This is a genomic window from Halomicrobium sp. HArcht3-1 (genome assembly GCF_058933345.1).
Genome location: NZ_JBZYDM010000001.1, coordinates 432,513 through 444,748 on the forward strand (window position 1 = coordinate 432,513; position 12,236 = coordinate 444,748).

Consider the following 12,236-nt stretch of genomic DNA (forward strand, 5'->3'; position numbering starts at 1 on the left):
TGACAAAACTACTCGTCGGCCACGCCGCGCAGGAACTCACCGAACACCGAGACACAGTGAGGACAGAGCGCGTAATGGGACAACTGGGCAAGCCCACCGTCGTGGTCGGTGCCGGCCCGGTAGTACTCCATCCCGACGGGCGCATCGTCGAGTGGCCGCTCGCAGAAGCTACAGTGCTCGGCGACGCGGTCGTAGCCCGCCGCCAGTGAGGCGGCGTCGACCGGCGGTTCCGGCACCGTCGTCCACGTGTCGACCAGTTCCCCCACCTCGCTACGACAGGCTCGACAGATGCTGAGGACCGATCCGTCGACGGGTAGTGTGGTGCCGTCGCTGTACCACTGGCAGATCTGCTGGTCGCCGTTTCCGAGCGATCCGTCACAGAGGTCACAGACCGTCGACGGCACTCCGTATCGAACCGTCGCGTCACCGCTCATGGATGACGCCTCGTCGGGGGTGCCTATACGCTTCCCGGATCACTGCCGTTCGTCGAGGTTGTCGTCGACGACCGCCCTGATGTCCGCAGACCGGGCTTCGCTGCCGGTGTCGGTGCTGATGAACAGCCCTTCGAACTGGTCGGTGACGAAGTGATAGGAGCGCAGCGTCTCGAACTCGTGGAGCGTACAGCACAGTTCGCCGGCCTCGAACAGGTCTTCGAGATACTCTTTGCCGATCCCTTCGAGGACGAGGTTCTGGTAGATGTCGTCCGAGATCGCCGTTGCACGGTCCGTGAGTTCGTCGCGGAGATAGAGGAATTCGTAGCCGTCCTCGTCGTAGACCGCGACGGACCGAAGCTCATCGCCCGTCAGTGACCGGAGGCCAGCGACGAGCTCCTCCCTGTCGAAGCGTACCATGGGCTGATATAACACGCCACACGGTTTCAAAGATAGGGTCGGCCGCTCACCGTTGCCACTCGTAGAACCACCACGATGCACCCAGCAGCATCAGTCCCAGCCCGAGCGTCGATGTCGCCGGTTCGGGGATGATAAACAGGACGAACCCGATCAGTAGCATCGTCACCGGTTCGATCTCGTCGTAGTACTTCACGAGGTCCATACGGACCGTTCACTCGCCGGCACTAAATCTCTTCAGCCCGCGACATCTCGCTTCGATCGATCGGAAAGCTAGTCCCGCGGCGTCCACAGTCGCGAGCGTGGATAATACAACCACTCCTTCGCTGTATCATCGCTTCCGGCACCGAGCGATTTTTCGGCACGGACCGTCCTGCGTTGAGTCACGGTGATGCTCTGAGTGGCTCGTATCGGTGGTTCGATCGGCCTGTTGCGCGACCGTGAGTTCGCCGCCCTCGCCGGGACGGCCTTCGCCCGGAGTCAGGCCTACTCGACGATCCTCATCGCGCTCGCGCTGTACGCCGAGCAGTTCGGGACGACCGGGACCATAGAGGGACTGTTCGGGACCGGTTTTGCCCTCGTCCAGCTAGTCGTGGTCCTGCCCCTCGGGCGGCGTATCGACGTTGGCGACGCCAAGACGTACCTGCTGGCCGGGTTCGTCATCAACCTCGCCGTGTTCGCCGGTTTCGTCTTCGTCGACAACGCCGTCCACATCGTCCTCGTCAGAATGGTGCAGGGACTGGGTGCGTCGTTACTGTGGATCACCGGTTCGACGGTCATCGGCGAGATCAGTCCCGAAGACGACCGCGGTCAGTGGCTCGGGGCGTACAATCAGTTTGGCTCTATCTCCTCGCTCGCGGGGGACCTGCTCGGTGGCTACCTGCTCTATGCACACGGTTTCACGCTGACCTATGCAGTCCTCAGTGGCGTGACGCTGCTCACGTTCGTCCTCGTCTACCTGTTCCTCCGGGACAACCCCGGCGGCCGGAAGGACCCGGACGAAGCCAGCGGGATCGAGACGTTCAGAGAGTTACTCGGCCGGCCGATGCTACGGGCACTCGTGGGCTTTCGGGCCTCTTTCAGCGTCGGCAAGATGGCCGTCATCATCTTCCTGCCGATCTACGCCCGGACGACGTTCGACGTCTCCGCGTTCGCTATCGGGTGGATCATGGCCGGCGGCAAACTGACGAAGGCGATCACGCAGGGGTACGTCGGTGACCTGACCGACCGGCTCGGCCACCACCACTACTTCGTCGCCGTTGGCGCGGGCCTGTACGGCGTCGGAACGGCGCTGATCCCGCTTGCGGCCTATTTTGAAGGGACCGTGTCGCCGGTGACGATCACCGCGTTCGGCAGCCAGCAGGTCCTCGGTGGGGCGTTTTTCGCGATGTTCGGAGCCTTCGCGATCCTGGGCGTGGCCGACAGTATCCGCCTGCCGGCGAGTATGGCGCTTTTCGTCGGCGAGGCCGAAGCCTTCGACGCCGTCGCCTCCAGTTTCTCGCTGCGGTCGATCTCGTGGAAACTCGGACAGGTCGTCGGGCCGGTACTGATCGGAGCGATCAAAGACTTCGTCTCCGCAGAAGCGGCGTTCCTCGCCGCGGCGGGCTTTATCGCGGTCGCGACGCTCGGCTTCGCGGTCACGAGCGTGCGTGCGAGTCGACAGGGGGCGGTCGCGCCGACACCGGGTGACTGATACTGCCGGCTGTCACTTCGTGACGATCTTCGCCACCCCCGGGGGTGGCGAAATCGTGTACAGATGTACAGCCGGTAGTATGATCGACGGTCGCGGCTCGTCGCGACCCGGTAAATTCAATCGTCGGTCTCGACCGGGTTTGCCCGTGGCACCGTCACGTCCGTCAGTGCGGCTTCGATCTCGTCGCGCCGATCCTCGAACTTCCCGGGGAGGACGAGCCGTTCGCCCAGTTCGTCGAGCGGTTCGTCGCTGGTGTAGCCCGGGCCGCTCGTCGCCAGTTCGAAGAGGACGCCACCGAACTCGCGGACGTACACAGAGCGGAACCAGTGGCGGTCGATCTGAGCCGTCGGACGCAGTCCCTGTGACTGGATCGCGTCGCGCATCGACTCCTGGTCGGCGTCGGTCGGCGTCTGGAAGGCGACGTGGTGGACCGTCCCGGTGCCCTGCCGGCCCCCGCTGATCGTCGGGAGTACGTCGACGTACTTCCCTACCGGTCCGTCAGCGGCGAAGCGCGTGCGCTCGTCGCCCGGCGTGTCGCCCTGTGCCTGCTCAGTGCCCACGCGCTCGAAACCCATCGTTTCCAGTAGGTCCATCGACGGTTCGGGGTCGGCGAGCCACAGCGTCACGGAGTGGAACCCCCGGATCGCCACGTCCTCGGGGACCCACTCGGTCCACGGCACCGTGGGGTCGTCGTCGGGAATCTCGACGGCGACCAGTTCCACGGGAAGGCCGTCGGGGTCCTCGAACGGTAACACCGTTTCGCCGAATCGCTCGATTCGCTCGTCGTACTCCACGCCGTACTCGTCGAAACGCTCCTCCCAGAAGTCCAGACTTCCCGCTGGCACGCGGAAGGCCGTCCGGGAGACCTGCCCGGAGCCGACTTTCCCGGAGCGCATGTGCTCCCACGGGAAGAACGTCATGCTCGTCCCCGGCGTCCCTTCGGCGTCGGCGAAGAAGAAGTGGTACGTCTCGGGGTCGTCCTGATTGATCGAACGCTTCACCAGCCGCAGACCCAGCGTCTCGACCCAGAAGTCGAGGTTGCGCTGGGGGTCGCCAGCGATACAGGTGACGTGGTGGATGCCCGGCGTCGGGGTCGGATCAGCCATACGCGAAGGGAGGCGCTCGAACTACTTGACTTCGTGGCGGCGCGAGTGTTACCGGGTCTCTGCGGTGTCGATAGCGCTGGTACCGCGGCCAGCCGCCCGCGCTGTCAGGGTTCGGGCACCGGCGACTCGGCGTCCGTCGCGCGCTCGCGGAGCGCTTCCTGTTGGTCCTCGCTCATCGGTTCGAAGTCCTCGGCGGCGTCGATGATCGTCCCGACGAGGTCGGCGTCGCCGGCGTTCGGGATGGAGGTCATCCCCTGTGAGAGGGCAAAGCGCAGACACTCGCGGATTTCCTCATCGGTGTCGTACGGTTCGTACCACGTATCGTAGGGCCGTTCGTCCTCCGGCAGGTCCTCGTCCCACGGTCCCTTGGCGAAGCCCTTGATACAGAGTGTCCCGAGACCCTCCTCCTCGGCCAGTTCCAGCACCGATCCGTAGTCGTACTCCGGTCCCTTCTTGGCTTCGAGCGTGTAGTTGTAGGGAAACATCACCGTCTCCAGTTCGGGGATGCGCTTGATCGCCGACCGGATGAGGCTGGGGTCGCCGTGGCTCGTCAGGCCGATGTGATCGATCAGGCCCGCCTCCTTCGCGTCGAGCAGGGCCTGTAACGCGCCGGGGTCGTGGTCGCCCTGTGCCATCTCCGGGCTGTACTCACCGAGGATGGCGTCGAGTTCGTCGTAGCGGGTGACCGCGTGGAACTGATACAGGTCGATCTTCTCGACACCGAGCCGTTCGAGCGACCGGTGTAGCTCTCCCCACGCGCCGTAGTAGGTCCGTTCCTGCGTCTTACAGCCCAGGAAGATGTCGTCGCGATGCTCCTGCAGTTTCGGGGCCAGTTTCACCTCCGCATCGCCGTAGGTCGGGGCCACGTCGAAGTGGTTGACGCCCGCATCGAGGGCCTCTTCGACCATCTCGTTGGCTCGCTCCTGATCGACGAAGTTCAGTGCGATCGACCCGTAGGTGAGGACGCTCGATTCGTGACCGGTCTCGCCGAGTGGGCGTGTCTCCATAGCCGAATCGAGGGGCGAAACCATGATAAAAGACGGTGGCAGATGTCGGCTGATACGGATTATTGGTGCCGGTGGGCGGACGGGAACGGCCGCAGTTCGTCACCGGGGCCGACGGTGAACCGAGCAGAATAATTGCCCCGCGCCCACAGTCACCGTGTGAACGACCGTCTCCGCCCAGTCGCTCTGTTCGCCCTGCTCGCGACGCTGTGGGGACTCTCCTTTCCAGCCATCTCGGTCGGCCTCGAATCACTCGACCCGGTCCTGTTTGCGGCCTTTCGCTACGACGTCGCCGCCGTCTGTCTGCTCGCATACGCGGCGCTTCGCGAACCGAACTGGCGACCGACGGGGGCCGCGAACGTCGGTGCGGTCGTGGCCGGTGGCGTCTTTCTCGTCGCCGGGAACGCCTTCCTCTTCGTCGGCCAGCAGACTGTCCCCAGCGGCGTCGCGGCCATCATGCAGAGCCTCGTCCCCATCGTGACCTCGCTGTGGGCGCTGGGTCTGCTGCCCGAGGAACGGGTGTCGGCGGTCGGTGCCGTCGGAATCCTGCTGGGTTTCGTCGGCGTCGGCCTCATCGTCCGCCCGGACCCGAACAATCTGTTCGGGAGCGACGTGATCGGGCGAGTCCTCGTCTTCGCGCAGGTCGCCAGCGTCGCCCTCGGCGGCGTGCTCGTCCAGCGGGCACGGCCGACCATCGACAAGGCGGCGCTCTCGGGGTGGTCGATGCTGCTGGGCGCGATCATTCTGCACGTGACCAGCGCCAGCATCGGCGAACCGTTCGCGGTCCCACAGACAGCGGTGTCGGCCGGGGCCGTCGCCTACCTCGGTGTCTTCGCCACTGCCATCGCCTTCTTCATCTACTTCACGCTGCTGGAGGTCAGGGGGGCGCTGGAGACGTCGCTGGTCGCGTATCTCGTCCCTATCGTCGCGACAGTCGCGGGTGTCTTCCTGCTGGAGGAGTCGATTACGGCGCTGACGGTCGTCGGGTTCCTCGTCGTCGTCCTCGGATTCGTCCTCCTCAAACGGCGGGCCATCGCGGACCTCGTCGACGAGATCAACGGTGCGACGGCCGCCCACGATGACTGAGCGCCTCGGTGCCGGGGTCGACGCTGTCGGCCACTACTATTCTCGTTGACGGTTCTCGGAGCGCCCCTACCACGACACCGTCCGCGAAGATGGACTACGCGTCGGCGTCGTCTGTGAAGAATTCGGGCTGTTCGAACGCTTCGTCTTCGCCCTCCACGTCGAGCACGTCGAGCGCTGTCACCACGGCACCGGTTCCGACCTCGTCGGCGAGGTTGGGCTGGGTACGTCCTTCGTCGCCGGAGACGAGTTCCTTGACGTACAGGCCGCCCGCTCCGTGGACGCGGATGTCGGCGTGGCGCTCGTCGACCAGTTCGCCCGAGATGTCGTACACCTCGCGGGTGCGGACGATGTCGGCCCGGCGGTGGTCGACACGCTGGGGCGTGCGCTGTTCGATGGTCGCGCCGTCGAGCGTCTCGAAGGCCGCCGTCAGGTCGTCCGCGTCGACGGAGTCGTCGAACTCGACGTCCATTCGGTAGGTCTTCGAGGCCTCGTGTTCCTTGACGCGGGCGACCATGTCGTGGGTCGCGAGTCGCAGCCCCTCGACCTCGACCTTGCCGTCGGCGAAGTCGTTGATCTCGGCTTCGAGTTCGGCCGGGTCCACGTCGCGGGTGCGTGGCTCCTTGATCTCGATGACGAACGGCCGACCGCCGCCAAGCATCAGCGCGTCCACGTCCTCGCGGCCGGCCCCGTGGAAGACCGCTTCCTCGCCGTCCATCGCCTCCAGGACGACCGGCGCGGACAGTTGCTCCACGCTCTCGGGGTAGCGGTAGCCGATGCCGTCACAGCCCGGACAGTCCGCGCCCCGTTTGAGGCCGCTCCCGCCACACTCGTTGCAGGGCCACTTGGTCTGGGGGATGTCCCGTTCGAGCTTGCGGTAGCGCCCGTAGACGAACGCGGAGTTGACCTGCACGTCGATCTCGTCGGTCGCCAGATCGAGCGTCAGTTGCACGTCCGGGCGCTCGAAGTCGACCTCGGCCCCGGTGAGCGTGCCGACCCGGCGGCCCACTTCACGATTGAACTCGGTCTTGAGCTGTTCGCCCGCAAAGGCCGCCCGGTCGTCGTGGTCGGCGTCCGGTTCGTCGCCGTCGAGACCCACGTCCTCGCGCAGGAGCCGGTCGTTCTCTTCGAGCAGCGGCGGGACGCGCGTCCCGAGCTGGTAGGTCGCGAACTCGTAGCCCTGAACGGCCGTCGCGGCCCGTTCTGCCAGTTCGTCGAAACGCGCGGTCTCGCCCTCACAGACCCAGCAGTCGTCTGGGGTCTCGTAGGGTTCGTCGTCGTCGAGCGCGATGGTCGTCCGTAGCGCCCGCCCCCGTTCGGTGTTGGTCAGGCCGAAACTCCGGTCGGCGAAGAGTCTGCCGAGACAGGAGTCACAGAGCGGCCCGGTCGCGATGGCCGCCCGGGCGTCGGAAAGCAGTGTCATTGTCACAGTAGTGACGAGCGGCGCGTAATTGCGTTTCGAAGCGGCGACGGACTACCGGTCGGTGTCGCCAGCCCCCTGCCGCGGCGACGACGCTCCTTCGCCGTTCTCGGCCGGGCTGTCGGCCGCCGGTGCGGTCATCGTGACCTCGCGCTGGGGGAACGGGATCTCGATGTCGGCCGCCCGAAAGCGGTCGTAGATCGCCCGGTTGCAGTTGTGGGTCGCCCTGGCGGTCAGCGCCGGGTTCGGGACCCAGCACAGCAGTTCGTGGTCTAGCGCCGAGTCGCCAAAGGCCCGAAAGCGCACCCGTGGCCGTGGCCGGTCGAGGACGTGGTCCGCTTTGGCGGCCACGTCGAGCAGAATCTCCTCGACGGTGTCGAGGTCCGAGCCGTAGGCGACGCCGACGGGCACCTTGATCCGGCGCTTCTGCCGGGGCGTCGACTCGTTGATCACCGACGCGCTGTTGAGCACCGAGTTCGGGACCGTCACGAGGATGTCGTCGCGAGTGCGAATCACCGTCGAGCGCACGGAGATGTCTTCGACACGGCCCCGTTCGCCGGTTTCGAGGACGACGTAGTCGCCGACGGCGTAGGTGCCGTCGAGGTACAGCGCGATCGAGCCGAAGAGATTGGCGATGGTGTCTCTCGCCGCCAGCCCAATGACGATGCCGGCGATCCCGGCGGAGGCCAACAGTGGCGTCACGTCGATGTGCCAGACCGCAAGCAGGAGAAAGGAGCCGACGCCGACGACGGCAGCCGTCCAGACGTTCTGGAAGATGGGGACGACCTGCCGGTCGATGTAGCGGTTGTCCGTCACCGCGTTCGAGGCCTTGCGGCCGATGCGGACGAGCGTCACCATCCAGAGCAACGTCACCAGCGACAGCGTCGTCGCTTCGATCGACGGATGCTGGGCTAGCGGATGCTCGAACAGGGAGAGTCCGAGATACGTGCCACCGATGGCGACGGTCAGGTACAGCGCCCGGTGGACGCCGCCGAGCACGATGTCGTCCACGTCGCCCGGGATTCGCACGGTCGCTCGCCTGAGGACTCGGTCGCCACCGACCCGAAGGACGGCGGCGCACACCATCGCCGTGGCGATCACGACGAGAAAGCCCTGCCACCCAGGTAGTGACGCGATCCAGGCCCAGAGCGCGCCGATGCCGTTCGTTTGCATACCGCTGGCAGGCGACCGACCACCATAGCTGTTGCTCGTTCGACAGCGGACTTTTGTCGTCCCAGTCGATAGCAGAGCTATGGACGAGCATCGCGGTCGGAGTGACGTGGACGACGCACGCGAGACGCTCTGTGGGCTGGTCGACCAGATCGACCGCACCGACACGGTCCCGCTGTCGGTGGCGACCGGTCGCGTCCTCGCCGATCCGGTCACGGCGAGTGAAGGCGGACCGGCCGACGGTATCGAGGTCGGCGAGACGCTCTTTCCGGCCGGGCATCGCCTCCGCCCGACTGACGTGGGACTGTTGAAAGTCGCGGGCATCGACAGTGTCCTCGGCGTCCAGCGCCCGACGGTCGGGATCGTTCCCACTGGCGACGAACTGGTCCAGCGCGAGGCGGAGGCAGGCGAACGCGTCGAGACGACGGCGTTCACGCTCGCCCAGCATGCCGACCGCTGGGGCGGAAAGGTGACTTATCGGAACACAGTAGTGGAGGACCGCCACGCCGTCCGGGCCGCGATCCAGCGCGACCTGACCCGGGACGCGCTCGTTATCACCGGTGTGGGCCGCGAGGATCTGGTCCGCGAGGTCGTCGCCGACCTCGGGACCGTCCACGTCGACGCTATCGCGGCCGAACCGGGCGGGACCGTCGCCGTCGCCAGCGTCGAGGACCGCCCACTTCTGCTCTTGCCAGAATCGCCGGTCGGGTGTCTGGTGGGGGCGGTCCAGTTGCTTCGACCGCTCGTCGCCGACCTCGCCGGCGCACCGCTCGGGGCCCACCCACACCACCACGCCGAGATGGGGACCGCCGTCGAGAGCGACGCCGATACCCGGACGTTCGTTCCCGTCGCGCTGGAGGACCACGTCGCGACGCCACTGGGCGAGGGGGCGCCGACGCTGCGGGACGTGACGCGGGCCGACGGCTGGGTGTCGGTCGACGAGGATTCGGCCGGACTCGATGCCGGCGACTCCGTCGGAGTGATCGACTGGGAACAGGCGTGAGCGGTTTCGACGGCGGGGTTACACGAGGTCGTCGAAGCCGCGAACGCGGTGGTCGCCCATCACGCACTGACCCCGTTCGTCGGGATCGTGGCGCTCGACGTGGATCGCGTCCAGCCCGGCGTTCCAGGCCGCGCCGATGTCGTCGGGGTCGTCGCCCACGAGGACGCCCTCGTGGCCGTTGTGACCCACGCCGAGATCGCTCATCGCCATCTGGACCGGTGTGGGATCGGGCTTCCAGCCGATCTCTTCGGAACAGCAGACGACCGTATCGAACCAGTCACGGATGTCTAGCCGGTCCAGCACCGGCCCGGTGAGGTAGGGCTGGCAGTGAGTCACGAGACCGATCGGGCCGTCGAGTTCGCCGACGAACGACTCGGCGTCGTCGTACAGATACGTCGCGTCGGCCCGGTCAGCCGGATTCTCAACGTCGTGGAACGTCTCCCAGAACCGATCCGGGTCGATGTCGTGTCGCTGCAGTACCGTCTCGCGAACGCCGCCGAGACCGTACCAGAGGATCTCGGCTTCGGTGTTGCTAAAGCCCACGCCCAGCCGATCACCGACTTCCGTGACGACCGTCGACGGATATGCGGGGTCGATATCGACGATCGTGCCGTCGAGATCGAACATCCAGAAGTCGTAGTTGCGGGCCATCGGGACTGCGAATATAGGCGACAGGCGAGTATATACCTTCTGGGCCGTTCGCCGGTTAGTAAAAACCTTCTGGGCCGTTCGACGATCAGGTGGCGGCTACGCTCACGTTAGACGGACCCACGTGCAGTTGAAGCTGTGATCGGTGGTCGCCGTGCCTACACCAGATACAGTTTCAGACGGACCCCCTCGGGGGAGACCAGATCGAGTGCTATCGGGAAGTCGAGTGCGGGCTGATTGTGATCGAACGGGCGCCGACGAGCGATGCGACTCTTCGGGGATAGATCTGGCTATCGTCATGGGTTCGATGCGACGCCGCCGCTGGCCGATTGCTTGCGAAGTTCGACGCCCACGTCGGCGGCTCGATCTGTGCTTTGGACAGTGTATGCATACACTGCCCGACTGCACCGTGAAACCGATCGACAGCCCCGCCGTATGGAGACGCACCCCAAACTCCCGGACGATGTCGGGGTGCGCTCGCTCTACTAAACGTCCTGACCGTCAGTTTTCAAGGCTTCTCTGAGCTGATCTACGAGTTCCACGAACAGTTCTCGCTATGATCTGTTTGTCCCTCAATCCCTCAACTAGACAGTTCTGAGTCATAAATATTTTGACAACGTGTGATTGAATATATGGTATGAAACGAAGAGATCTGCTTTTGAGCCTCTGCACTGGAATCGGGTTCATGAGTGGCTGTTCAGGGACAGAGAATAACACACAGCAAGGCACACCAACAAAGCAAGTGGAAACTGAGCCGAGTACGACAGAAACAGTAGTACAACCAACAACAACGACTTCATCTCCCAAATCGTTTCTTCCGGTGGAAGGCCAAGGATGGAAGCTGCTCAACACCTCCGAGTATGATTGGTGGCCACTTGGAGGTTCAGGAGGGATTATTGGCAAGTATGATGGTCCAGATGGGGAACTATACAAGTTCCTAATCATGCGCGATGAAAAAAATGCAGGAGGCTCAGCGAGACAGTTTGCTTGTGCCGGCTGGCAGATAGCGTTTTCATATCAAGGCTGGGCAATCGCAGCGTCAACAGGCACTATTCAAAAAACATGGACACCAGAGGCGCCGCCAACAATGGAATCTTCACCAGCACCTGATAAGGTTGATAGAGTATACGAATTACTTCTTCGCTCACCAAAGCTACCAGAAGATGTCGTTCCTAAAGAAACAGCCTGTCCATATGATTAAGTTGCTCCACGATATTAGACAGTTCATCTGGGACACCCGTGATATGTATATCCAATAGCCAGAGGAGGTAAATATCAATATTATTACTTGATCGTCTCAAGATATAAAATAATAACAGAGCGCTCATCCGTAGCACAGTTTTAGACGGGTGCTACTCCGGGACGACGGGCGGAACCGGGTTCTGCCGATCAGGAAGTTACTCTGATCGAACTGCCCAGGTACTTCGAGAGCACTTCACTGACCGAATCGGCGTTGAACGCCGCCAGATCGGCCGCGATAGCACTTTTCAGCGCGTCGAGGTACCTCTCGTCGGTCTGGAGTTCGCGAAACGTGATCTCGTCGACGGCGACGCCAAGGGCGTCCTCGGTCTCGCGGCGCATGTGTGCAGGATCGTTCAGTTCGCCCCGCCAGCAGTTGTCCCTGAAAAAGAGCCAGCCGTCTTCGCCGGGCGTGGCGGCCGTCTTGTACAGCACGGTCTCGAAGGTGTCTGGCTCCGCCCGCAGATCCGACGCGTCTGGTTCGAGGCGCACGGTCGCCCGGAACACGTACTCGGCCGTCCCCGCTCCGTCGACCGATTCCCCACCGCCGGCGTCGTCGCTCATCTCACTCGTAGATATCGTCGAAGCGCTCGGCCAGTTCGATGTCGTTTTCGGTGATCCCACCGGCGTCGTGGGTCGTCAGGCGCACTTCGACCTCGCGCCAGCCGATCGTCATCTCGGGGTGGTGAAACGCCTCCTGTGCCAGCCCGCCCGCTGCGGCGGCGAACCCACACCCATCGAGGTAGGCGTCGAACTCGTAGGTCCGGACGATCTCGTCGCCCTCGCGCTCCCACTCGTCGGGTAGCTGTGCCGCGATCTCGTCGTCGGAAAGCAGGTCTGCCATGCTCGACCAGTCGGCGGGAGCGGGCAAAACTGTTGGGCCGAGCGGTCGGGATCGCTGACGGATGACTCCGCAGTCAACACACCGAAAGCCCTCGTCACGCTCGGGCGGTCTGCGCGGGATATCCTCGCTTCGCTCGGATACTGGCCCGCGCAGACCGCCCGACCGAGACTCGCCCTTT

Annotated in this window: 14 protein-coding genes; 4 read left to right on the forward strand and 10 right to left on the reverse strand. The window is 64.4% G+C overall.

Annotated elements, in window-relative coordinates:
- Nucleotides 1–8 precede the first annotated feature (8 nt).
- From AC5FRW_RS02295 to AC5FRW_RS02305, 3 genes are read right to left on the reverse strand one after another with little or no spacing between them, the layout of a single operon-like run.
- Nucleotides 9–434 carry a hypothetical protein gene (locus tag AC5FRW_RS02295; protein WP_493566802.1) on the reverse strand — a complete coding sequence of 142 codons (426 nt, stop codon included), beginning with the start codon at nt 432–434 and terminating at the stop codon, nt 9–11.
- A gap of 39 nt (nt 435–473) precedes the next feature.
- Nucleotides 474–851, reverse strand: coding sequence for a DUF7522 family protein (locus tag AC5FRW_RS02300; RefSeq protein ID WP_493566803.1), 378 nt, complete (start codon nt 849–851; stop codon nt 474–476).
- Nucleotides 852–897: 46 nt separating this feature from the next.
- The gene (locus AC5FRW_RS02305) at nt 898–1,053 is read right to left on the reverse strand and encodes a hypothetical protein (protein WP_493566804.1); all 156 of its coding nucleotides are present in this window, start codon (nt 1,051–1,053) and stop codon (nt 898–900) included.
- Between the two features lie 195 nt (nt 1,054–1,248).
- On the opposite strand from AC5FRW_RS02305, the gene AC5FRW_RS02310 reads away from it, so the two are divergent.
- Nucleotides 1,249–2,541 carry an MFS transporter gene (locus AC5FRW_RS02310; protein ID WP_493566805.1) on the forward strand — a complete coding sequence of 431 codons (1,293 nt, stop codon included), beginning with the start codon at nt 1,249–1,251 and terminating at the stop codon, nt 2,539–2,541.
- A gap of 116 nt (nt 2,542–2,657) precedes the next feature.
- Here AC5FRW_RS02310 and AC5FRW_RS02315 read toward each other — a convergent pair whose 3' ends face one another.
- Entirely contained in the window at nt 2,658–3,647 is a 990-nt protein-coding gene (locus AC5FRW_RS02315) for a ring-cleaving dioxygenase (protein WP_493566806.1), read from the reverse strand.
- Nucleotides 3,648–3,751: 104 nt separating this feature from the next.
- Nucleotides 3,752–4,654: an aldo/keto reductase gene (locus tag AC5FRW_RS02320; RefSeq protein WP_493566807.1), complete on the reverse strand. Its 903-nt coding sequence runs from the start codon at nt 4,652–4,654 to the stop codon at nt 3,752–3,754.
- Nucleotides 4,655–4,810: 156 nt separating this feature from the next.
- On the opposite strand from AC5FRW_RS02320, the gene AC5FRW_RS02325 reads away from it, so the two are divergent.
- Entirely contained in the window at nt 4,811–5,737 is a 927-nt protein-coding gene (locus AC5FRW_RS02325; protein ID WP_493566808.1) for a DMT family transporter, read from the forward strand.
- 94 nt (nt 5,738–5,831) lie between these two features.
- Here AC5FRW_RS02325 and AC5FRW_RS02330 read toward each other — a convergent pair whose 3' ends face one another.
- Together AC5FRW_RS02330 and AC5FRW_RS02335 are read right to left on the reverse strand one after the other, a co-directional pair.
- A complete protein-coding gene (locus tag AC5FRW_RS02330; RefSeq protein WP_493566809.1) occupies nt 5,832–7,157 on the reverse strand; it encodes a tRNA pseudouridine(54/55) synthase Pus10 in 1,326 nt (441 codons plus the stop codon).
- A gap of 51 nt (nt 7,158–7,208) precedes the next feature.
- The gene (locus AC5FRW_RS02335) at nt 7,209–8,327 is read right to left on the reverse strand and encodes a mechanosensitive ion channel family protein (protein WP_493566810.1); all 1,119 of its coding nucleotides are present in this window, start codon (nt 8,325–8,327) and stop codon (nt 7,209–7,211) included.
- 79 nt (nt 8,328–8,406) lie between these two features.
- Here AC5FRW_RS02335 and AC5FRW_RS02340 point away from each other — a divergent pair, with 79 nt between their 5' ends.
- Entirely contained in the window at nt 8,407–9,327 is a 921-nt protein-coding gene (locus tag AC5FRW_RS02340) for a molybdopterin-binding protein (RefSeq protein WP_493566811.1), read from the forward strand.
- A gap of 18 nt (nt 9,328–9,345) precedes the next feature.
- Here the strand turns inward: AC5FRW_RS02340 and AC5FRW_RS02345 are convergent, their stop codons facing one another.
- Nucleotides 9,346–9,978: an HAD family hydrolase gene (locus AC5FRW_RS02345; protein WP_493566812.1), complete on the reverse strand. Its 633-nt coding sequence runs from the start codon at nt 9,976–9,978 to the stop codon at nt 9,346–9,348.
- Between the two features lie 634 nt (nt 9,979–10,612).
- On the opposite strand from AC5FRW_RS02345, the gene AC5FRW_RS02350 reads away from it, so the two are divergent.
- Nucleotides 10,613–11,176 carry a hypothetical protein gene (locus AC5FRW_RS02350; RefSeq protein WP_493566813.1) on the forward strand — a complete coding sequence of 188 codons (564 nt, stop codon included), beginning with the start codon at nt 10,613–10,615 and terminating at the stop codon, nt 11,174–11,176.
- 188 nt (nt 11,177–11,364) lie between these two features.
- On the opposite strand, the gene lwrS is transcribed toward AC5FRW_RS02350, so the two are convergent.
- On the reverse strand, nt 11,365–11,778 hold the full coding sequence (gene lwrS, locus AC5FRW_RS02355; RefSeq protein WP_493566814.1) for an LWR-salt protein: 414 nt from the start codon (nt 11,776–11,778) through the stop codon (nt 11,365–11,367).
- A 1-nt stretch (nt 11,779) separates the two neighbouring features.
- Nucleotides 11,780–12,058 (reverse strand): 4a-hydroxytetrahydrobiopterin dehydratase, encoded by a 279-nt coding sequence (locus AC5FRW_RS02360; protein WP_493566815.1) that lies wholly within the window; start codon nt 12,056–12,058, stop codon nt 11,780–11,782.
- Nucleotides 12,059–12,236: the final 178 nt, after the last annotated feature.

Bases quoted from the DNA above. Each gene is read 5' to 3' on its own strand.
- AC5FRW_RS02295 (WP_493566802.1), bottom strand. From the start codon at position 434: ATGAGCGGTGACGCGACGGTTCGATACGGAGTGCCGTCGACGGTCTGT.
- AC5FRW_RS02300 (WP_493566803.1), bottom strand. From the start codon at position 851: ATGGTACGCTTCGACAGGGAGGAGCTCGTCGCTGGCCTCCGGTCACTG.
- AC5FRW_RS02305 (WP_493566804.1), bottom strand. From the start codon at position 1,053: ATGGACCTCGTGAAGTACTACGACGAGATCGAACCGGTGACGATGCTA.
- AC5FRW_RS02315 (WP_493566806.1), bottom strand. From the start codon at position 3,647: ATGGCTGATCCGACCCCGACGCCGGGCATCCACCACGTCACCTGTATC.
- AC5FRW_RS02320 (WP_493566807.1), bottom strand. From the start codon at position 4,654: ATGGAGACACGCCCACTCGGCGAGACCGGTCACGAATCGAGCGTCCTC.
- AC5FRW_RS02330 (WP_493566809.1), bottom strand. From the start codon at position 7,157: ATGACACTGCTTTCCGACGCCCGGGCGGCCATCGCGACCGGGCCGCTC.
- AC5FRW_RS02335 (WP_493566810.1), bottom strand. From the start codon at position 8,327: ATGCAAACGAACGGCATCGGCGCGCTCTGGGCCTGGATCGCGTCACTA.
- AC5FRW_RS02340 (WP_493566811.1), top strand. From the start codon at position 8,407: ATGGACGAGCATCGCGGTCGGAGTGACGTGGACGACGCACGCGAGACG.
- AC5FRW_RS02345 (WP_493566812.1), bottom strand. From the start codon at position 9,978: ATGGCCCGCAACTACGACTTCTGGATGTTCGATCTCGACGGCACGATC.
- AC5FRW_RS02350 (WP_493566813.1), top strand. From the start codon at position 10,613: ATGAAACGAAGAGATCTGCTTTTGAGCCTCTGCACTGGAATCGGGTTC.
- lwrS (WP_493566814.1), bottom strand. From the start codon at position 11,778: ATGAGCGACGACGCCGGCGGTGGGGAATCGGTCGACGGAGCGGGGACG.
- AC5FRW_RS02360 (WP_493566815.1), bottom strand. From the start codon at position 12,058: ATGGCAGACCTGCTTTCCGACGACGAGATCGCGGCACAGCTACCCGAC.